General features: G+C 64.5%; 17 protein-coding genes. 6 read left to right on the top strand and 11 right to left on the bottom strand.

Going from position 1 to position 19,459, the window contains the following annotated elements; genetic code table 11:
• Nucleotides 1–22 precede the first annotated feature (22 nt).
• The 4 genes from secD to queA form a co-directional block, all read right to left on the bottom strand.
• A complete protein-coding gene (gene secD, locus U4Y90_RS29920; protein ID WP_321800059.1) occupies nucleotides 23–2,089 on the bottom strand; it encodes a protein translocase subunit SecD in 2,067 nt (688 codons plus the stop codon).
• A gap of 127 nt (nucleotides 2,090–2,216) precedes the next feature.
• Nucleotides 2,217–2,543, bottom strand: coding sequence for a preprotein translocase subunit YajC (gene yajC / locus U4Y90_RS29915; RefSeq protein WP_008351510.1), 327 nt, complete (start codon nucleotides 2,541–2,543; stop codon nucleotides 2,217–2,219).
• Nucleotides 2,544–2,772: 229 nt separating this feature from the next.
• Nucleotides 2,773–3,936: a tRNA guanosine(34) transglycosylase Tgt gene (gene tgt / locus U4Y90_RS29910; RefSeq protein WP_321800056.1), complete on the bottom strand. Its 1,164-nt coding sequence runs from the start codon at nucleotides 3,934–3,936 to the stop codon at nucleotides 2,773–2,775.
• A gap of 54 nt (nucleotides 3,937–3,990) precedes the next feature.
• Complete coding sequence (queA, locus tag U4Y90_RS29905) at nucleotides 3,991–5,037, bottom strand: tRNA preQ1(34) S-adenosylmethionine ribosyltransferase-isomerase QueA (protein ID WP_321800054.1); 1,047 nt, start codon at nucleotides 5,035–5,037, stop codon at nucleotides 3,991–3,993.
• 95 nt (nucleotides 5,038–5,132) lie between these two features.
• Between queA and recG the strand changes: the two genes are divergently transcribed.
• The gene (gene recG / locus U4Y90_RS29900; protein ID WP_321800053.1) at nucleotides 5,133–7,319 is read left to right on the top strand and encodes an ATP-dependent DNA helicase RecG; all 2,187 of its coding nucleotides are present in this window, start codon (nucleotides 5,133–5,135) and stop codon (nucleotides 7,317–7,319) included.
• Nucleotides 7,320–7,449: 130 nt separating this feature from the next.
• Nucleotides 7,450–8,409, top strand: a complete 960-nt coding sequence (locus tag U4Y90_RS29895) for a hydrogen peroxide-inducible genes activator (RefSeq protein WP_106854749.1) — start codon at nucleotides 7,450–7,452, stop codon at nucleotides 8,407–8,409.
• Here U4Y90_RS29895 and U4Y90_RS29890 read toward each other — a convergent pair.
• Nucleotides 8,406–8,702: a hypothetical protein gene (locus U4Y90_RS29890; protein ID WP_321800050.1), complete on the bottom strand. Its 297-nt coding sequence runs from the start codon at nucleotides 8,700–8,702 to the stop codon at nucleotides 8,406–8,408. The two genes, U4Y90_RS29895 and U4Y90_RS29890, sit on opposite strands and share 4 nt — an antisense overlap.
• 44 nt (nucleotides 8,703–8,746) lie before the next feature.
• Here U4Y90_RS29890 and U4Y90_RS29885 point away from each other — a divergent pair, with 44 nt between their 5' ends.
• The 4 genes from U4Y90_RS29885 (at nucleotide 8,747) to ubiA (ending at nucleotide 12,015) form a co-directional block, all read left to right on the top strand.
• Nucleotides 8,747–10,219, top strand: coding sequence for a catalase (locus tag U4Y90_RS29885; RefSeq protein ID WP_321800048.1), 1,473 nt, complete (start codon nucleotides 8,747–8,749; stop codon nucleotides 10,217–10,219).
• A gap of 31 nt (nucleotides 10,220–10,250) precedes the next feature.
• The gene (locus tag U4Y90_RS29880) at nucleotides 10,251–10,403 is read left to right on the top strand and encodes a hypothetical protein (RefSeq protein WP_321800047.1); all 153 of its coding nucleotides are present in this window, start codon (nucleotides 10,251–10,253) and stop codon (nucleotides 10,401–10,403) included.
• 147 nt (nucleotides 10,404–10,550) lie between these two features.
• Nucleotides 10,551–11,039, top strand: a complete 489-nt coding sequence (locus U4Y90_RS29875; RefSeq protein ID WP_106854747.1) for a Dps family protein — start codon at nucleotides 10,551–10,553, stop codon at nucleotides 11,037–11,039.
• 118 nt (nucleotides 11,040–11,157) lie between these two features.
• On the top strand, nucleotides 11,158–12,015 hold the full coding sequence (ubiA, locus tag U4Y90_RS29870; RefSeq protein WP_321800044.1) for a 4-hydroxybenzoate octaprenyltransferase: 858 nt from the start codon (nucleotides 11,158–11,160) through the stop codon (nucleotides 12,013–12,015).
• 55 nt (nucleotides 12,016–12,070) lie between these two features.
• Here the strand turns inward: ubiA and proC are convergent, their stop codons facing one another.
• The 6 genes from proC to U4Y90_RS29840 all read right to left on the bottom strand — a co-directional run bounded on the left by proC (nucleotide 12,071) and on the right by U4Y90_RS29840 (nucleotide 19,136).
• Nucleotides 12,071–12,883 (bottom strand): pyrroline-5-carboxylate reductase, encoded by an 813-nt coding sequence (gene proC, locus U4Y90_RS29865; RefSeq protein ID WP_321800043.1) that lies wholly within the window; start codon nucleotides 12,881–12,883, stop codon nucleotides 12,071–12,073.
• A 13-nt stretch (nucleotides 12,884–12,896) separates the two neighbouring features.
• Entirely contained in the window at nucleotides 12,897–13,592 is a 696-nt protein-coding gene (locus U4Y90_RS29860) for a YggS family pyridoxal phosphate-dependent enzyme (protein ID WP_321800041.1), read from the bottom strand.
• Between the two features lie 44 nt (nucleotides 13,593–13,636).
• Entirely contained in the window at nucleotides 13,637–14,863 is a 1,227-nt protein-coding gene (gene glcF, locus U4Y90_RS29855; protein ID WP_321800040.1) for a glycolate oxidase subunit GlcF, read from the bottom strand.
• A gap of 8 nt (nucleotides 14,864–14,871) precedes the next feature.
• Complete coding sequence (gene glcE / locus U4Y90_RS29850; protein ID WP_321800038.1) at nucleotides 14,872–15,960, bottom strand: glycolate oxidase subunit GlcE; 1,089 nt, start codon at nucleotides 15,958–15,960, stop codon at nucleotides 14,872–14,874.
• 145 nt (nucleotides 15,961–16,105) lie between these two features.
• Nucleotides 16,106–17,617 carry an FAD-linked oxidase C-terminal domain-containing protein gene (locus U4Y90_RS29845; RefSeq protein ID WP_321800145.1) on the bottom strand — a complete coding sequence of 504 codons (1,512 nt, stop codon included), beginning with the start codon at nucleotides 17,615–17,617 and terminating at the stop codon, nucleotides 16,106–16,108.
• 100 nt (nucleotides 17,618–17,717) lie between these two features.
• Entirely contained in the window at nucleotides 17,718–19,136 is a 1,419-nt protein-coding gene (locus U4Y90_RS29840; RefSeq protein ID WP_321800037.1) for an FAD-binding oxidoreductase, read from the bottom strand.
• Between the last annotated feature and the right edge of the window lie 323 nt (nucleotides 19,137–19,459).

The raw sequence follows: 19,459 nt of genomic DNA, 5'->3' as shown, positions 1-19,459 counted from the left end.
TAGTTCTCCGGACTCAGCGGATTCAGCGGGACTCGCCCGGTTTCTGTTGATCGATGCCGGGGCCCGAACGGCGGCGCACCGTCGGCTTGCCCGTGCGCGCTTGCGCTTGAGCTGCCGGGCGCGGCGCGGGCGCGGCGGTCTTGGTCTTGCCCTTCGCGGTCTTCACGATTTCATCGACGGGCGATTCGTCGCCGCGTTGCGCCGCGAGATAGGCGGCCGCGGCAGCTTCGGCATTCGTGCCTTCCGGACGCCACACCTGACCAATCGCGAGCGACTTCAGCTTCTTCTTGCCGCCGTACCACAGGTTCACGAGGCCGCGCGAGAAGAACACCGCCGAGAACATCGACGTCAGAATGCCGATACAGTGCACGACCGCGAAGCCGCGCACCGGGCCCGAGCCGAACGCGAGCAGCGCGAGGCCGGCGATCAGCGTCGTGACGTTCGAGTCGAGAATCGTCGCCCAGGCGTGCTTGAAGCCTTCCTGGATCGCGGTCTGCGGCGGCGCGCCGTTACGCAGCTCTTCGCGGATGCGTTCGTTGATCAGCACGTTCGCGTCGATTGCCATACCGAGCGCGAGCGCGATAGCCGCGATGCCCGGCAAGGTCAGCGTCGCCTGCAACAGGGAGAGCACCGCGACCAGCAGCAGCAGGTTCACCGACAGCGCCAGCATGGAGAACACGCCGAACAGCAGGTAGTACGCGATCATGAAGACGGCGATCGCGGCGAAGCCGTAGGTCACCGAATCGAAACCCTTCTTGATGTTGTCAGCGCCGAGGCTCGGACCGACCGTGCGTTCCTCGATGATGTCCATCGGCGCCGCGAGCGAACCGGCGCGCAACAGCAGCGCGAGATCGGTCGCGGCCTGCGGCGTCGGCTGGCCGGTGATCGAGAAGCGGTCGCCGAGCTCGGACTGGATGGTCGCGACCGTCAGCACTTCGCCCTTGCCCTTTTCGAACAGCACCATCGCCATCGGCTTGCCGATGTTGTCGCGCGACACCGCCGACACCGCGCGGCCGCCGGCCGAATCGAGACGGATGTTGACCGACGGGCGCTGATGCTCGTCGAAGCCCGCCGACGCGTCGATGATGCGATCGCCGGTGAAGATCACCTGCTTGCGCAGGAGCACGATGCGATCGCCCTGCTTGAACGCTTCGTCGCCGGGCGGCACGGCATCGTTCGGGCCGATGTAGGTGTTGACCGGATCGGCGAGGCGCGCTTCGAGCGTCGCCGTGCGGCCGATGATGTCCTTCGCCTTCGCGGTGTCCTGCACGCCCGGCAACTCGACCACGATGCGGTCCGAGCCCTGCTGCTGGATCACCGGCTCCGCGACGCCGAGTTCGTTCACGCGGTTATGCAGCGTCGTGATGTTCTGCTTGAGCGCGCTGTCCTCGACGGTCTTCTGCGTACCCGCCGAGAACGTGCCGACGACCTGGAAGCCGTCGCCGCCCTGGCGCGTCGTCCATTGCAGTTCGGACACGCCGGTCTGGAGCAGCGTGCGCGCGTTGTCCGCGCTCGACTGATCCGAGAAATTCACGACGACCGACTGCCCGACGCGGTTCACACCGCCATCGCGGACATTCCGGTCGCGCAGATATGTGCGCGCGTCGGCGGCGTCGGAGTCGAGCTTCTTGTTGAGCGCGCCGGCCATGTCGACCTGCAGCAGGAAGTGCACGCCGCCGCGCAGGTCGAGACCGAGGTACATCGGCAGCGCGTGCAGGGCCGTCAGCCAGCGCGGCGAGGCGCTCTGCAAGTTCAGCGCGACGATGTACTGCGGATCGCTCGGGTCGGTGTTCAGCGTTTTCGAAAGCAGGTCCTTCACGTGCAATTGCGTGTCGGTGTCCTTCAGACGCACGCGAATGTTCGCGTTCAGCTGCGAGTTGTCGAACGTGACTTCGTCGGCCTTGATGTTGCTCGCGGCGAGCGCGGCTTCGACGTTCGAAAGCGTCGTCGAATCGAGCTTGACCGTGGCCTTGCCGCTCGACACCTGAACTGCGGGCGCTTCGCCGAAGAAGTTGGGGAGCGTGTACACGAGGCCGATGACGAGCGCCACCAGCATCACGACATACTTCCAGAGGGGATAACGATTCATGGGAATGGCCGACCGGAAAGTTGGCTTCGGAGGAGAGGGCGTCCGGCGTTATGCGCGACGAGCCGGTCGGGAAGACTCGGATGGCTCGGTGTGCGAGGCCGCGCCGGACGCGGTGGAACGAGTGGCCTTACAGCGACTTGATCGTGCCCTTCGGGAGAATGGTCGTCACGGCCGCCTTCTGGATGGTGATTTCCGTGCCTTCGGCGATTTCCACGCCCACGTACGCATCCGTCACCTTCGTGATCTTGCCGACGATGCCGCCGTTCGTCACCACTTCATCGCCCTTGGCCATGGCGGCGAGCATGTTGCGATGCTCCTTCTGACGCTTCATCTGCGGACGGATCATGATGAAGTACAGCACCGCGAACATCAGGATCAGCGGCAGGAAGCTCATCAGGCTCGATTCCGCGCCACCGGTTGCGCCTTGTGCAAAGGCATTGGAAATGAACGACACGTTGGTCTCTCCGTTAAAACGTCACAAATACGTTCGAAATACTCGAATAGAAATTAGCCCGCTATTCTACCACTCGCCCATGCCGCGAGACTCCGGGAATGCGCTTTGTCATCAAGCCGTTACGGCGCGGTTTTACCGGATACCGACGGCATTTGCCGCAAGTGACAGAAAGGCGATTGTAATGCTGGATCGCGTGTTCTCGATTGTTCTCGATCGTTCGATGGCGAATTCAATCGACGCCGCGCGCGCGATGCTCCGCAAAGGTCTTGCGGAATGCTTCGAAAGAATGATTTTCGATCGATTCGCGCACTTCGCCGATCAGCTGCAGGTAGTAATGCAGGTTGTGGATCGTGTTCAGTTGCGCGCCGAGAATTTCGCCGACGCGATGCAGATGGTGCAGATAACCGCGCGTGAAGTTCTGGCACGTGTAGCAGGCGCAGGATTCGTCGAGCGGCTTCATCGAGTTCTTGTGCGTCGCGTTCTTGATCTTGAGATCGCCGAACCGCGTGAAGAGCCAGCCGTTGCGCGCGTTGCGCGTGGGCATCACGCAGTCGAACATGTCGACGCCCGCCGCGACGCCCGCGACGAGATCCTCCGGCGTGCCGACGCCCATCAGATAGTGCGGCTTGTCCGCGGGCAGCTTCGGACCGATGTGATTCAGCACGCGCATCATGTCTTCCTTCGGCTCGCCGACCGAAAGCCCGCCGATCGCGAATCCGTGAAAGCCGATGTCCGACAGCCCCGCGAGCGATTCGTCGCGCAGGTCTTCGAACATGCCGCCCTGCACGATGCCGAACAGCGCATTCGGATTGCCGAGCCGGTCGAACTCGTCGATGGAGCGCTTCGCCCAGCGCATCGACATGCGCATGGAATCCGCGGCGTCCTTGTGCGAGGTCGGAATGCCGTTGGTCGCGTAGGGCGTGCATTCGTCGAACTGCATGACGATGTCGGAGTTCAGCACCTTCTGGATCTGCATCGACACTTCGGGGGAGAGGAAGAGCCGGTCGCCGTTGATCGGCGACGCGAACGTGACGCCTTCTTCAGTGATCTTGCGCAGTTCTCCCAGCGAAAACACCTGAAAGCCGCCCGAATCGGTCAGAATCGGCCGGTTCCAGCCCATGAATCTGTGCAGGCCGCCATGCGCGGCAATGACTTCGAGGCCAGGACGCAGCCACAGGTGGAACGTGTTGCCGAGGATGATCTGCGCGCGAATCTCTTCGAGCTCGCGCGGCTGGATCGCCTTGACGGTGCCATAGGTGCCGACCGGCATGAAGATCGGCGTTTCGACGACGCCGTGATTGAGTGTGAGCCGGCCGCGGCGCGCCTGGCCATCGGTCGTCAGCAATTCGAACTTGAGCCCGTTTTCGGGCGGAGTGTGGTGACCTGCGGTCATCTTCGGATGCTCCTGCAACCGGAGAACAGTCCGGCGCAAAGGGGTTGAGAAAGCTTATTTCTGCCGCGTCAGCAGCATGGCATCGCCATAGCTGAAGAAACGGTATTTCTGTTCGATCGCGTGGCGATACGCGTCGCGGATCGTATCCATGCCCGCGAACGCGGAGACGAGCATCAGCAGCGTCGACTTCGGCAGATGGAAGTTCGTCACGAGCCGGTCGACGACGCGAAATTCGTAGCCCGGCGTGATGAAGATGTCGGTTTCGGCCTGGCTGCCGGCGAGCGGGCGTCCAGCAACCGCCGCATCGCGCGCGGCGGCTTCGAGCGCGCGCATCGACGTCGTGCCGACCGCGATCACCTTGTTGCCGCGCGCCTTCACCGCCGAAATGCGATCGACGAGCGCTTGCGGCAGGTCGTACCACTCGCTGTGCATCTTGTGCTCGGCGATATTCTCGACGCGCACCGGCTGGAACGTGCCGGCACCGACGTGCAGCGTCAGGGTCGCGCGCTCCACGCCGCGGTTTTCGAGTTCCGCGAAAAGCGCGTCATCGAAATGCAGACCGGCGGTCGGCGCGGCCACCGCGCCCGGATTCGCCGCATACACGGTCTGATAGCGCGTCTCGTCGTAGGCGTCGGCGTCGTGCTCGATGTACGGCGGCAACGGCAAGCGCCCGAACTGCTCGATGAGCGTCAGGCATTCCGCCGGGAAGTGCAGCGTGTAGAAAGGCTCGACGCGAACGCCCACGGTCACGTCGAAGGCCTCCGCGAGGCGGATCACGCTGCCTTCGGCCGGGCTCTTGCTGGCGCGGATCTGCGCGAGCGCCGTGGTCGCACCGGTCAGCCGCTCCACCAGCACTTCGACGCGTCCGCCGCTGGCCTTCTGGCCGAAGAAGCGCGCCTTCAGGACTTTGGTATCGTTGAACACCAGCAGATCGCCCGGCGCGAGCAGGCCGGGCAGCTCGGAAAAACGCCGGTCGACGAGCGTGGCGGGCGTGGCGCGATTGTCCACCTCGAGCAGACGGCTTGCGCTGCGCTCGGCGAGCGCGCTCTGCGCGATCAGCTCGGGCGGCAGATTAAAATCGAAATCAGAAAGCGTGAACATGGCGTGACCGGGTGATGCAACTCAGGCGCGAACAGGATGCGAAAAAAGCGCAATCGCGCCGAACAAACCTCATATTGTACTTGCGAAGAGAGTCAATGCCCTTGTCCGACCGCCGCGTAGCCGCCTCGACCGATCCGCTGGCCATGGAGGAAAGCGACGCGCCGCGTGCCGCCGCGCCGGCGAAAAAGAAGGCGAAAACGGACGACAAGCCGAAACCGGTCGTCAAGACGGCGGACAAGCTCGCCAGGCTCGGCCTGAAATCCGACATCGATCTCGTCCTTCATCTTCCGATGCGCTACGAGGACGAAACCTCGCTCACGCCTGTAGGCGAGCTGATTCCGGGCGATGTCGCGCAGACCGAAGGCGTCGTGTTCGACAACGAAATCGCCTATCGTCCGCGCCGGCAGTTGCTCGTGAAGATCCACGACGACGCCGGCGACGAACTCACGCTGCGCTTTCTCAATTTCTACGGTTCGCAGGTCAAGCAGATGGCGATCGGCGTGCGCCTGCGCGTGCGCGGGGACGTGCGCGGCGGCTTCTTCGGACTGGAGATGGTGCATCCGGCGGTGCGTCCCGTCGGAGACGACACGCCGCTGCCGCAAGCGCTGACGCCGGTCTATCCGTCCACGGCGGGCATTTCGCAGGCGTATTTGCGCAAGGCGATCGATTCCGCGATCTCGCGCGTGTCGCTGCCGGAACTGCTGCCCGAGCCGATCGCGCGGGCGCATCTCGCGCCGCTGAACGTGCCTGGTCTGCTCGATGCCGTCAAGACGCTCCACCATCCGCGCGCCGATTCCGACGAAACCGCGCTCATCGACGGCACGCATCCGGCGTGGACGCGCATCAAGTTCGAGGAATTGCTCGCGCAGCAACTGTCGCTCAAACGCGCGCACGAAGAGCGGCGCACGCGCGCCGCGCCCGCGATGCCGCGCCGCTTGCCGGACGACGACGCGTCGCTCGTCGTGCGCCTGCTGCGCGCGCTGCCGTTCGCGCTGACCGGCGCGCAGCAGCGCGTGGTCGCGGAAATCGCGGGCGAACTGACGCTCGCGCATCCGATGCAGCGTCTGCTTCAGGGCGATGTCGGCAGCGGCAAGACGATCGTCGCGGCGCTGGCGGCGGCGCAGGCCATCGACGCCGGTTATCAGGCCGCGCTCATGGCGCCGACCGAAATTCTCGCGGAGCAGCATGCGCGCAAGCTGCGCGGCTGGCTGGAGCCGCTGGGCGTCACGGTCGCGTGGCTCGCGGGCAGTCTCAAGGCGAAGGAAAAACGCGCCGCGCTCGAAGCGGCGGCGCTCGGCACGGCGAAGCTTGTCATCGGCACGCACGCGATCATTCAGGACGCGGTGGAGTTTGCGCGCCTCGGGCTCGTGATCGTCGACGAGCAGCATCGCTTCGGCGTCGCGCAGCGGCTCGCGTTGCGCGCGAAGGCGCTCAACGCGGCGGACGGCAGGCAGGACTTCCAGCCGCATCAACTGATGATGTCCGCGACGCCGATCCCGCGCACGCTCGCGATGACCTACTACGCCGATCTCGACGTCTCGACCATCGACGAATTGCCGCCCGGCCGCACGCCGATTCTCACCAAAGTGGTCTCGGACGGCAGGCGCGACGAGATCATCGGACGCGTGCGCGAGGCGGCTTTGACCGGACGGCAGGTGTACTGGGTCTGCCCGCTGATCGAGGAAAGCGAGACGCTGCAGCTTCAGACTGCCGTCGAGACGTACGAAACGCTCGTCGGCGCGCTGCCGGAACTGCGCGTCGGGCTGGTTCACGGCCGGCTCGCGCCCGCCGAGAAAGCCGCGGTGATGGACGCGTTTTCGCGCAATGACGTGCAGTTGCTCGTCGCGACGACGGTGATCGAAGTCGGCGTGGACGTACCCAACGCGTCGCTGATGGTGATCGAGCACGCGGAGCGCTTCGGCCTCGCGCAGTTGCATCAGTTGCGCGGGCGCGTGGGACGGGGCAGCGCCGCGTCCGTCTGCGTGCTGATGTACTCGAATCCGCTGTCGCAGACGGCGCGCGCGCGCCTGCAAACGATGCGCGAAACGACCGATGGCTTCGAGATTGCCCGGCGCGATCTCGAAATTCGCGGTCCCGGCGAGTTTCTCGGCGCGCGCCAGTCGGGCGAAGCGATGCTGCGCTTCGCCAGTCTCGAAAACGACGGCTGGCTGATCGAACCGGCGCGCGCGGCCGCCGATCAGATGCTCGCCCAGTTTCCCGACGCGGTCACGCGTCATCTCGCGCGCTGGCTCGGCGCGCGGGAGCACTATTTGAAGGCGTGAAATGAACTCGCGCGAGCCGTGTCGGTCCCTATTTAACCGGCGCGGATGGCGATTCGGCAAAAGTTGTCGAACGGCGGCTGGCAGGTGTATAACTCAAACCTATTGAATCAATGTATTTCATTGGCCTCCAATGACCCTCACTGAACTGAAGTACATCGTCGCGGTCGCGCGCGAACGGCATTTCGGCCGCGCGGCGGAGGCGTGCTTCGTCAGCCAGCCGACCCTGTCGGTGGCCATCAAGAAGCTCGAAGACGAACTCAACGTGCAGATCTTCGAGCGCGGCACGAGCGAAGTCAGCGTGACGCCCATCGGCGAGCAGATCGTGACGCAGGCGCAGCGCGTGCTCGAGCAGACGCTTGCCATCAAGGAAATCGCCAAGCAGGGCAAGGACCCGCTCGTCGGGCCGCTGCGTCTGGGCGTGATCTACACGATCGGGCCGTACCTTCTCCCGACTCTGGTCAAGCAGATGATCAAGTCGGTCCCGCAGATGCCGCTGATGCTCCAGGAGAACTACACGCTCAAGCTGATCGAACTGCTGAAGCAGGGCGAAATCGATGTCGCGATCATGGCGCTGCCGTTTCCCGAAACGGGTCTGATGGTGCGCGCGCTCTACGACGAGCCGTTCGTCGTCGCGATGCCGTCGGGCCACGCGTGGGAGAACCGGCCGAAGATCGATCCGGACGATCTCAAACAGGAAACGATGCTGCTGCTCGGCAGCGGTCATTGCTTCCGCGATCACGTTCTCGGCGTGTGCCCCGAACTCATGCGTTTTTCGCAAAACGCGGACGGCATCCAGAAGACCTTCGAAGGTTCGTCGCTGGAGACGATTCGCCATATGGTCGCGAGCGGCGTCGGCATCACGGTGCTGCCGCGCATGTCGGTCAGCGAGGTGAAGCCGCACGCCGCGGGCATCGATTCGGGCCTGCTCAGCTACGTGCCGTTCGACGAGCCTGTGCCGGACCGGCGCGTCGTGCTCGCCTGGCGCAAGAGCTTCACGCGCATGCCTGCCATCGACGCCATTTGCGAAGCGATCGCCAATTGCGATCTGCCGGGCGTGAGAAAGCTCGACATGCCTGTCGCCGTGAACTAGGCGATCACGCTTCCCCCAACAACGCCGCGCTCTGGCAACGGAGCGCGGCGTTTTGCTTTCTGCGCCATCGCGCGCGGGCAAAACATTCGTGAGCGTTGACCTATCGCATATATAAATTTAATCGATTTATAGATATCAATAGTATGAGTTAGGATTTCTTCACCGTCGATCTGATCCGACGTCACGAGACAGAGGATTTCATGCACACCACGAATTTTTTCGACCGCTGGGACGGCCTTCGCGATATCGCGGTTTCGATCCTCGCCGATTTCGCCCGCGTCGCGTGAATGCACGCGGCCCTTCATCTAACGCAAACTAAAAAAACAGGAACATCACGATGACGACTCAACGACTCACCACTGCCGCAGGCGCACCTGTCGGCGACAACCAGAACTCGCAGACCGCCGGCCCGCGCGGTCCCGTCACGTTGCAGGACTTCTGGCTCGTCGAGAAGCTCGCGCACTTCGACCGCGAAGTGATTCCCGAGCGCCGCGTGCACGCGAAAGGCTCCGGCGCGTTCGGCGCGTTTCGCGTGACGCACGACATCTCGCGCTACACGAAGGCGAAGCTGTTCGCGGAGATCGGCAAGGAAACGTCCGTCTTCATGCGCTTCTCGACGGTCGCGGGCGAGCGGGGCGCAGCCGACGCCGAGCGCGACGTGCGCGGCTTTTCGATCAAGTTCTACACGGAAGAGGGCAACTGGGACGTCGTCGGCAACAACACGCCGGTGTTCTTTATCCGCGATCCGCTGAAGTTTCCCGACTTCATCCACACGCAAAAGCGCGATCCGTACACGAACCTTCGCAGCAACGTCGCAGCGTGGGATTTCTGGTCGCGTCATCCGGAATCGCTGCATCAGGTGACGATCCTCATGAGCGACCGCGGCATTCCGAAGAACTACCGTCAGATGCACGGCTTCGGCTCGCACACGTTCTCGTTCATCAACAAGGACGGCGAGCGCTTCTACGTGAAGTTCCACTTCAAGTCGCAGCAGCCGCTCGAAAACTACACGGACGCCGAAGCGGCCGCCGTGATCGCGAGCGATCGGGAGAGCGCGCAACGCGATCTCGTCGAGCACATCGACAACGGCAATTTCCCGCGCTGGAATTTTCGCATTCAGGTGATGACGGAGGAAGAAGCCGCGAAGTCGAAGGTGAATCCGTTCGACATCACGAAGGTGTGGTCGCACAAGGACTATCCGCTGATCGATGTCGGCGTGATCGAGTTGAACCGCAATGCGCAGAACTACTTCGCGGACGTGGAGCAGGCCGCGTTCTCGCCGGCGAACGTGGTGCCGGGCATCGGCTTTTCGCCGGACCGGCTGTTGCAGGGGCGTCTGTTCTCGTATGGCGACACGCAGCGCTATCGCCTCGGCATCAACCATCACCAGATTCCGGTGAATGCGCCGCGTGCGCCGATCGCCAATGCGTTCCATCGCGATGGCGCGATGCGCACCGACGGCAATCTCGGCGGCCGCGTGAACTACGAGCCGAACCGTTACGGCGAATTCGCGCAGGACGTGAACGCGAACGAGCCGCCGCTCGTGGGCGGCATGGTGTATCGCTACGACCATCGCGAGGACGGCGATTACTACAGCCAGCCGGCCGCGTTGTTCAGGCTTTTCGATGAGGCCCAGCGCGAACGATTCTTCGGCAATATCGCGCGGCACATTCACGGCGTGCCGAACGAGATCGTCGTGCGGCAGATCGAACATTTCCGCCGTGTCGATCCGGCTTACGCGCAGGGCGTGATCGATGCGCTCGCGAAGCTCGGCCAGATTGTCGACGAGGAAAATGCCGCCGCTGTCTGACAGAGGCGCCTTTAAGCACGGGAGAAACATCATGTCTCAAGCGTTGAACCATATCGCGCAGGCTGTCGATCAGATCGAAGCGACGAGCGTTCGGGCATCGCGCGGCGTGCGCGTCGCGATCGCATTCGGCATCGTCGCGGCGGGCTATGGGCTCGTCGTCGCGAGCGCTGTGGTCGGCGCCTGAGCGTGATCGGCGGCGCGGGTTGCGTCATCGAGGCGCAATGAATCGTTCCCCGTTTCTACGATAAACTGTCGGACGCTCGAAACGCCGCGCGGCAAGAGCTTGGGCGCGGCGTTCGCACCGGTCGAATCACTCTCTCACGGAGTCATCATGGCGAAGAAAGGCACGGCACCTGCCGTCAATATCGGCATCAGCGACAAGGACCGCAAGAAGATCGCCGATGGGCTGTCGCGGCTGCTGGCCGACACGTACACGCTGTATCTGAAGACCCACAACTTTCACTGGAACGTGACGGGTCCGATGTTCAATACGCTGCATCTGATGTTCGAGACGCAATACAACGAACTCGCGCTCGCGGTGGATTCGATCGCCGAACGCATTCGCGCGCTGGGCGTGCATGCGCCGGGCAGCTATAAGGAATTCGCGAAGCTGTCGTCGATTCCGGAAGCGGACGGCGTGCCGGCGGCCGAAGAAATGATCCGCCAACTGGTGGAAGGTCAGGAAGCCGTGGTGCGCACCGCGCGCGAAATCTTTCCGGCGACCGAAGCCGCCAACGACGAGCCGACCGCCGACCTGCTCACGCAACGCATGCAGACGCACGAGAAGACCGCGTGGATGCTGCGCGCGATGCTCGCCTGAGCGTTCGCCGTTTCGAAGCGATGAAACCCCGCCCTGACGCGGGGTTTTTGCTTTTGAGGAGCGTCGGACGCGCTGTTCTAAAATAGGCGCATCGCGTCCTTCTGCATCGACTTTCGCCATGCTCGCCCGTCTCCCGCTCTACATGCGCCTCGTGCGCCTCGACAAGCCCATCGGCAGCTTGCTGCTGCTGTGGCCGACGCTCAATGCGCTGTGGATCGCCTCGGAAGGCCGCCCGTCGCCGATGCTGCTCGTCATCTTCGTCATCGGCACGATCCTGATGCGCTCGGCGGGTTGTGCGATCAACGACTACGCGGATCGCGACTTCGACCGGCACGTGAAGCGCACGGCGGAGCGGCCGATCACGTCGGGCAAGATCAAGGCATGGGAAGCGGTCGCGCTCGCGGCGGCGCTCGCGCTCGTCGCGTTCCTGCTGATCCTGCCGCTCAACACGCTCACGAAGGAACTGTCGGTGTTCGCGCTGTTCGTCGCGGGCTCGTATCCGTTCACCAAGCGCTTCTTCGCGATCCCGCAGGCGTATCTCGGCATCGCGTTCGGCTTCGGCATTCCGATGGCCTTCGCCGCCGTGCAGAACCACGTGCCGATGCTCGCGTGGATCATGCTCGCCGCGAATGTGTTCTGGTCGGTCGCGTACGACACCGAATACGCGATGGTCGATCGCGACGACGACATCAAGATCGGCATTCGCACCTCCGCGCTCACCTTCGGACGCCATGACGTGCTCGCGGTGATGCTCTGCTACGCGGCGATGCTCGCGATCTACGTCGGGATCGGCATTGCGCTCGGCTTCGGCTGGCTCTACTGGATCGGCTGGATCGCGGCGGCGCTCTGCGCGGTGTATCACTACGGGCTGATTCGCAACCGCGAACGAATGGCGTGCTTCGCCGCGTTCAAGCACAACAACTGGCTCGGCGGGATGCTGTTCGCGGGCATCGCGCTGCATTACGCGCTGGCCTGAAAAACAAACGGCAGCCTGTGAGGCTGCCGTTTTTGCGTGAATCCGGTGCGTTTGCTCAAGCGCCGCCCAATTCGTCTCCCATCTCTTTTGCCCGCGCTTGTGCCGCCAGCGCGCCGCGCACGATGGCATCCTTCACGCCTTGCGCATCGAACGATGCGAGCGCCGCCGCCGTCGTGCCGCCCTTCGACGTCACACGCTCGCGCAGCACGCTCGCCGGCTCGCCGGATTGCGCCGCGAGTTGCGCCGCGCCGGTGAAGGTCGCGACCGCGAGCGCGCGGCCTTGTGCCTCGTCCATGCCGAGCTGGCGCGCCGCTTCCTGCATCGCTTCGATGAAATAGAACACGTACGCGGGGCCGCTGCCGGAGATCGCGGTGACGGCGTCGAGCTTTGCTTCGTCGTCGAACCATACGGCCGTGCCAACCGCTTCGAGCACTTGCGACGCCAGCGCTTTCGCCGCATCGGTCACTTCGGGCAACGCGGCGAGGCCGGTCACGCCCATGCCGATCAGCGCCGGCGTGTTCGGCATCGTGCGCACGATCTGCGTGTAGCCGTTCAGCCAGCGCGAGAGATCCGTCGCGCGGATGCCGGCCGCAATGCTGATGACGATCTGCTTCGTCAGATGCGGCGCGAGTGCTTCGGCCACGCTCTTGAGCACCTGCGGCTTCACGGCGAGCACGATCGCGTCGTAACCGGCGAGCTTCGCGTCGACAGCCGCGCCCGTCGCGATGCCGAACTCCTTCGCCGTACGCTCGCGCGCTGCGTCGTTGATGTCGACGGCGTAGATATCCGCCGCCGCCGTGCCGCGCTTGACGAGACCGCCGATGAGCGCCGCGGCCATGTTGCCGCCGCCGATGAATGCAATTTTCATGTTGAGGGTGAGGTCAGGTGGTGTAAGTACGCGCGCCGAAAATCGCGGTGCCGATGCGCACCATCGTCGCGCCTTCGAGCACGGCGGCTTCGAGATCGGCGGACATGCCCATCGAGAGCGTGTCGAGATCGAGGCCGCCGGCGCGCAGCGTGTCCATCAGTTCGCGCAGGCGCGCGTGCGGCCGGCGTTGCGCATCGAGTGTTTCAGCGGGTTCGGGAATCGCCATCAGGCCGCGCAGCGCCAAGCCGGGCAGCGCGGCCACCGCATGAGCGAGCGCGGCGGCGTCGTCCGGTTCGACGCCGCTCTTCGACGCCTCGCCGCTCACGTTTACCTGCACGCACACGTTGAGCGCGGGCGTGCCCGGCGGACGCTGCGCGGAGAGCCGCTCGGCGATCTTCAGCCGGTCGACGGAATGCACCCAGTCGAACTGCTCGGCGACGACCTTCGTCTTGTTCGATTGCAGCGGCCCGATGAAATGCCATTCGATTTCGCCGCGCAGATCGGCCAGCTCCGCGATCTTCGCGATGCCTTCCTGCACGTAGTTCTCGCCGAACGCGCGCTGGCCGGCTTCGAAGGCGGCGCGCACGTCGTTCGCAGGAAAGGTCTTGGACACGGCCAGCAGCCTGACGGAGGCCGCATCGCGCGACGCGTCGTGCGCCGCCTTCGCGATGCGCTGCCGGACTTCTTCGAGATGTTGAGCGATGGACATGCTTGGGCGTGGGGCAATCGAGCCACTCATTATACGAAGCGGCATCAGCCGTACAGCAGATGCTCCAGCAACTGGATCCAGTGCGTGACGGGCGTCGACGTGCCGCTTTGCAAATGCGCGATGCAGCCGACGTTCGCCGACACGATCAACTGCGGCTCCAGTTTTTCCAGTCGGTCGAGCTTCTGGTTGCGCAGCGTGTACGAGAGCTTGGGCTGCAGGACCGAGTAGGTGCCCGCCGATCCGCAGCACAGATGGCTGTCGGCAGGCAGGCGCACTTCGAGTCCCAGCGCGGTCAGCAGATGCTCGACGCGTCCGCGAATCTGCTGCCCGTGCTGCAGCGTGCACGGCGGATGGAATGCGACCGTGTGCACGCCGCGCCGCCGCGCGAGCCCGACGAGCTCTTCTTCGTACATCGGCAGGATTTCGGCGAGATCGCGCGTCAGGTCGACGATCTTCTGCGCTTTTTCCGCGTAAGCCGGATCGTTGCGCAGCAGATGCGCATATTCCTTCACCGTCGCGCCGCATCCCGACGCGTTCATCACGATCGCCTCGACGCCGCTTTCCACGTAAGGCCACCAGGCGTCGATGTTGTTGCGCACGTCGTCGAGCGCGTCGTCGTTGTAGCCCAGATGCAGGCGGATCGCGCCGCAACAGCCCGCGCCGGGCGCCGTGACCGTTTCGATGCCGAGCGCGTCGAACACGCGCGCGGTCGCCGTGTTCACGTTGGGCATCATCGCCGGTTGTACGCATCCGGCGAGCATCAGCATCTTGCGTTCGTGCTTGTTCGTGGGCGCGGCGAGCAGCCGCTCGGGCACCGGAATCTTCGCGCGCAGCTTGCGCGGGAGAATGCCGCGGAACTGCTGGCCGAGCTTCATCGCGGGCGTGAAGAGCGTGCTGTTCGGCAGGAAACTCGCGAGAAAGCGACGCTGCAGGCGATGGCGCATCGGCCGCTCGACCTTTTCTTCGACGACCTTGCGCCCGATCTCGACGAGCCGCCCATACTGCACGCCCGACGGACACGTGCTTTCGCAATTGCGGCAGGTGAGGCAGCGGTCCAGATGCAGTTGCGTGCTGCGCGAGACCGGCGCGCCTTCGAGCATCTGCTTCATCAGATAGATGCGCCCGCGCGGCCCGTCGAGCTCGTCGCCGAGCAACTGATACGTCGGGCAGGTCGCCGTGCAGAAGCCGCAATGCACGCACTTGCGCAGGATGGCGTCGGCTTCGTCGCCATCGGCCGTGCCGCGGATGAATTCGGCGAGATTGGTTTGCATCGAGGCGCCTAGAAGTCGGGATACAAACGCGCGCGGTTGAAGATGCGCGCCGGATCGAATGCGGCTTTCAATCCACGATGAATCTTCATCAGCGGCGCGGGCAGGGGTGTAAAGACGCCCGCGTTGCGGTCGTAGGCGGAGCCGGCGCGGAAGATCGTCGCGTGGCCGCCCGCCTGCTTCGCGCTGATGCGCACGGTTTGCGGATCGGTGTCGGTGATCCACCAGCGTTGCGCGCCGCCCCATTCCATCAGTTGCGCGCCCGGCAGATGCAGCGGCTCGGCGATCGACGGCAACGCGAGCCGCCACAGCGCCGAACGCGGCTCGATCACCGCGAAGAACGGGTCGGTCTGCTCGCGCATGCCGATCCAGAATCGATCCGCCTCGACTGCATCGACGACTTCGCCGCCGAGCGTGTTGCGCGCGGTTTTCACGGCGGCCTCCGCGCCCGCGAGACGCAGCGCGAGCGTGCCGTCGCGCCACGCGCTGCCGCAGATCGGCAGTGGATGGCCGCCCCATTCGTTGAGCTTGCGCACGCCGTCGGTCGCGTGCATGTCGAATTTCAGCGTGGCTTCGGCGACGGGGCGCGGCAGCACCTTGATCGACAGTTCGAGAATCAGCCCGAGCGTGCCGAGCGATCCGGCGAGCAGGCGCGACACGTCATAGCCCGCGACGTTCTTCACCACTTGCCCGCCGAAGTGCAGCACTTGTCCGTGGCCGTTCATGACGACCGCGCCGAGCACGAAATCGCGCGGTGCGCCGGTCCACGCGCGGCGCGGGCCCGCGAGCCCGGCGGCGATGCATCCGCCGAGCGTCGCATTGCGCCCGAAGTGCGGCGGCTCGAACGGCAGCATCTGATTGTGTTCTCTCAGTGCCGCTTCGATTTCGGCGAGCGGCGTGCCGCTCTTCGCGGTGATGACGAGTTCCGCCGGATCGTAGGCGATGATGCCGCGATAGGCGCGCGTGTCGAGGATCTCTCCCTGGAGCGTCTGACCGTACCAGTCCTTGGTGCCGCCGCCGCGAATGCGCAGCAGCGTGCCGGTTTCGGTGGCCCGGGCGATCCGCTCCGACCAGCCGGCGACGATGTCGTCCTGTTCCATGGGTGTTCCGCTTGTTCGTCGATCTCGGTATTCGACTTCTGTGTTCGGCTTTCTGACGCCTGTCCGGTCGATTGTACCGGCCGCTTAACGTCGTCGCACTCGTAGAAACATGGATAGCGGAACGCGCGCCGCGCTTCGTCCGGGTTCAGAAGCGCGGCAATTCGGGATGCGGCAACAGTCCGCCGCGCACATGCATCTTGCCGTACTCGGCGCAGCGCGCGCGCGTCGGGATGCCCTTGTCGGGGTTGAGCAGGCCCGGCGGATCGAACGCGCGCTTCACGGCGAAGAACGCGTCGCGCTCTTCCGGCGAGAACTGCACGCACATCGAATTGATCTTTTCGATGCCCACGCCATGCTCGCCCGTCACGGTGCCGCCCAGCTCGACGCAGCACTCCAGGATGTCGCAGCCGAACGCCTCGGCGCGATGCCATTCGTCGAGATCGTTGCCGTTGAACAGAATCAGCGGGTGCATGTTGCCGTCGCCGGCATGGAACACGTTGATGCAGCGCAGCGCGTACTTCTTCTCCATCTCTTCGATGCGCGCGAGCAGCGGCCCGATCGAGCGGCGCGGCACGGTGCCGTCCATGCAGTAATAGTCCGGCGAGATGCGGCCCGCCGCCGGAAACGCGTTCTTGCGGCCCGACCAGAACTTGAGGCGCTCGGTTTCGGAGCGCGAAATCTGGATGCGCGATGCGCCGTGCTCGCGCAGCACGGCCGTCATGCGCACGATTTCCTCGGCGACTTCGTCATGCGTGCCGTCCGATTCGCACAGCAGGATCGCGGCGGCATCGAGGTCGTAGCCGGCGTTCACGAACTCCTCGACGGCGCGCGTCGCCGGTTTGTCCATCATCTCCAGACCGGCCGGAATGATGCCCGCCGCGATGATCGCCGCGACCGCGTTGCCGCCTTTCACGACATCGTCGAAGCTCGCCATGATGACCTGCGCCGTCTGCGGCTTCGGGATCAGCTTGACGGTGATTTCGGTGACGATCGCGAACATGCCTTCGCTGCCGATCAGCACCGCGAGCAGATCGAGGCCGGGCGCATCGGGGCCGAGCGAGCCGAATTCGACGACATCGCCGTCCATCGTCACCGCGCGCACGCGCAACACGTTGTGGACGGTGAGGCCGTATTTCAGGCAGTGCACGCCGCCGGAGTTTTCGGAGACGTTGCCGCCGATGGTGCATGCGATCTGCGACGACGGATCGGGCGCGTAGTAAAGGCCGAAGGGCGCGGCGGCTTCCGAAATGGCGAGGTTGCGTACGCCGGGCTGCACGGTCGCGGTGCGCGCATACGGGTCGACTTCGATGATCTTGCGAAAGCGCGCGAGCGACAGCACGATGCCGTGGCGAATCGGCATTGCGCCGCCGGAGAGGCCGGTGCCCGCGCCGCGCGGGACGATCGGAATGGCGAGGCGCGCGCAGATCTGCACGACGCGCTGCACCTGCGCTTCGGTTTCCGGCAACGCGACGGCGAGCGGCAGGCGCCGGTACGCGGCGAGGCCGTCGCATTCATACGCGGCGGTGTCTTCTTCCCGAAAGAGCAGACAATGCGTCGGCAGCACGGCCATCAGCGCCTGCACGACTTCACGCTGACGCGCGGCGAGTTGATCTTCGGTCAACTCGGGCGCGTCCTCGTGCGGCAGATTGGGCGACATTTGCTCGGGTTTGAGCTCGTCGGGTGCGTTCACGTCTCCTCCTTTTGATGCCTGCGCGGTCAGCGCCGCCTGTTCCATCCGTGCATCTTGCGCGACTTCGTCAGCCTTCGAAAGTGAAGATTTTCCCCGGGTTCATCAGGTTCTTCGGATCGAGCGCCTGTTTGATGGCGCGCATCGTGTCGACGGCGTCCTCGCCATGTTCCTCGACCAGAAAGCCCATCTTGTGCAGCCCGACGCCGTGTTCGCCGGTGCAGGTGCCGCCCATCTTCAGCGCACGCCGGACGATGAGCCGATTGATGCGCTCGGCTTCTTCCAGTTCTTCGGGTTTGGCGGGATCGAGCAGCATCGCGACGTGGAAGTTGCCGTCGCCGACATGGCCGACGATCGGGCTCGGCAAGTACGAGCCCTGCAAGTCCTTCTCCGTTTCCTCGACGCATTCGGCGAGCCGCGAGATCGGCACGCAGACGTCGGTGGTCACCGCGCGACAGCCGGGCTTCAGTTGCAGCATCGCGAAGTAGGCGGAATGGCGCGCGTTCCAGAGACGGCTGCGGTCTTCGGGGCGCGTCGCCCATTCGAAGTCTTCGCCCTTGTTCTCGGCGGCGATGTCCTGCACGGTCTGCGCCTGTTCCTTGACGCCGGATTCGGTGCCGTGGAATTCGAAGAACAGCATCGGCGATTCGCGCAGCGTCAGGTTCGAATGACGGTTGATCGCGCGCACGGCGAGCTTGTCGACGAATTCGACGCGCGCGATCGGCACGCCCATCTGGATCGTTTCGATGACGGCGCGCACGGCGTCGCCCATCGACGGGAAAGCGCACACGGCCGCCGAGATCGCTTCGGGCTGCGGATAGAGGCGCACGGTGATTTCGGTGATGACGCCGAGCGTGCCTTCCGAGCCGACGAAAAGGCGCGTGAGATCGTAGCCCGCCGACGATTTGCGCGCGCGCGTGCCGGTCTTGATGATGCGGCCATCGGCGAGGACGACGGTGAGCGCGAGGACGTTCTCGCGCATCGAGCCGTAGCGCACGGCGTTGGTGCCGGAGGCGCGCGTCGCGGACATGCCGCCGATGCTGGCGTCCGCGCCGGGATCGATCGGGAAGAAGAGGCCCGTGTCCTTGAGCGCTTCGTTCAGTTGCTTGCGGGAGATGCCGGGCTGCACGGTCACCGTGAGGTCTTCGGCGTTGATCGCGACGATCTGGTTCATCTCCGACAAGTCGATGGAGACGCCGCCTTGCACCGCGAGCAAGTGGCCTTCGAGTGAGGAGCCGTTGCCGTAGGGGATGATCGGAACGTCGTGCTCGGCGCAGAGTTTGACGATGCTCTGGACTTCATCGGTGCTGCGCGCGAACACGACGGCGTCGGGGAGTTGCGGATCGAACGGCGATTCGTCGCGGCCGTGGTGTTCTCGGACGGCTTGCGCGGTCGAGACGCGGTCGGCGAATTGCTGCTTCAGGGCATCGAGAAGCGCGGCGGGGAAGGGGCGTTTCTGGAGCGCCTGATGTTCGGTGGGGTGATTCACGTGCTTGTCTCCGGGCGGTGCGGCTTTGCGTTCTTTGGCTTGCGCGCTTGGTACGGGCGTTGCGCGTTTTCGCGTGATGCTTTCGGTCTGGGCGTTCTTCTGGTTTGCTCGTTTGAGACTCGGCGCGAAAACCGTACGGTGTTCATCTCATTTTACGCCGTCGGGACGAAGGCCGGCGGGGCGGGGTTTCGGGCACGGGCGCGTGCCTATAATGGGTCGGGGTTTTTGTCTGCTTTGTCTGCTTTGTCTGCTTTGTCTGCTTTGTCTGCTTTGTCTGCTTTGTCTGCTTTGTTTGCTTTGTCTGCTTTGTATGCTTTGTCTGC

The organism is Caballeronia sp. J97 (genome assembly GCF_905220305.1).
In the GTDB taxonomy this organism is placed as follows: Bacteria; Pseudomonadota; Gammaproteobacteria; order Burkholderiales; family Burkholderiaceae; genus Caballeronia.
Note: the sequence above shows the minus strand (reverse complement) of the source record. Positions and strands in the feature narration are given on the sequence as shown.

Excerpts from the sequence above, each read along its gene's own strand:
- secD (WP_321800059.1), bottom strand. The coding sequence starts at position 2,089 with ATGAATCGTTATCCCCTCTGGAAGTATGTCGTGATGCTGGTGGCGCTC.
- tgt (WP_321800056.1), bottom strand. The coding sequence starts at position 3,936 with ATGACCGCAGGTCACCACACTCCGCCCGAAAACGGGCTCAAGTTCGAA.
- queA (WP_321800054.1), bottom strand. The coding sequence starts at position 5,037 with ATGTTCACGCTTTCTGATTTCGATTTTAATCTGCCGCCCGAGCTGATC.
- recG (WP_321800053.1), top strand. The coding sequence starts at position 5,133 with ATGCCCTTGTCCGACCGCCGCGTAGCCGCCTCGACCGATCCGCTGGCC.
- U4Y90_RS29895 (WP_106854749.1), top strand. The coding sequence starts at position 7,450 with ATGACCCTCACTGAACTGAAGTACATCGTCGCGGTCGCGCGCGAACGG.
- U4Y90_RS29885 (WP_321800048.1), top strand. The coding sequence starts at position 8,747 with ATGACGACTCAACGACTCACCACTGCCGCAGGCGCACCTGTCGGCGAC.
- U4Y90_RS29880 (WP_321800047.1), top strand. The coding sequence starts at position 10,251 with ATGTCTCAAGCGTTGAACCATATCGCGCAGGCTGTCGATCAGATCGAA.
- U4Y90_RS29875 (WP_106854747.1), top strand. The coding sequence starts at position 10,551 with ATGGCGAAGAAAGGCACGGCACCTGCCGTCAATATCGGCATCAGCGAC.
- ubiA (WP_321800044.1), top strand. The coding sequence starts at position 11,158 with ATGCTCGCCCGTCTCCCGCTCTACATGCGCCTCGTGCGCCTCGACAAG.
- proC (WP_321800043.1), bottom strand. The coding sequence starts at position 12,883 with ATGAAAATTGCATTCATCGGCGGCGGCAACATGGCCGCGGCGCTCATC.
- U4Y90_RS29860 (WP_321800041.1), bottom strand. The coding sequence starts at position 13,592 with ATGTCCATCGCTCAACATCTCGAAGAAGTCCGGCAGCGCATCGCGAAG.
- glcF (WP_321800040.1), bottom strand. The coding sequence starts at position 14,863 with ATGCAAACCAATCTCGCCGAATTCATCCGCGGCACGGCCGATGGCGAC.
- glcE (WP_321800038.1), bottom strand. The coding sequence starts at position 15,960 with ATGGAACAGGACGACATCGTCGCCGGCTGGTCGGAGCGGATCGCCCGG.
- U4Y90_RS29845 (WP_321800145.1), bottom strand. The coding sequence starts at position 17,617 with ATGTCGCCCAATCTGCCGCACGAGGACGCGCCCGAGTTGACCGAAGAT.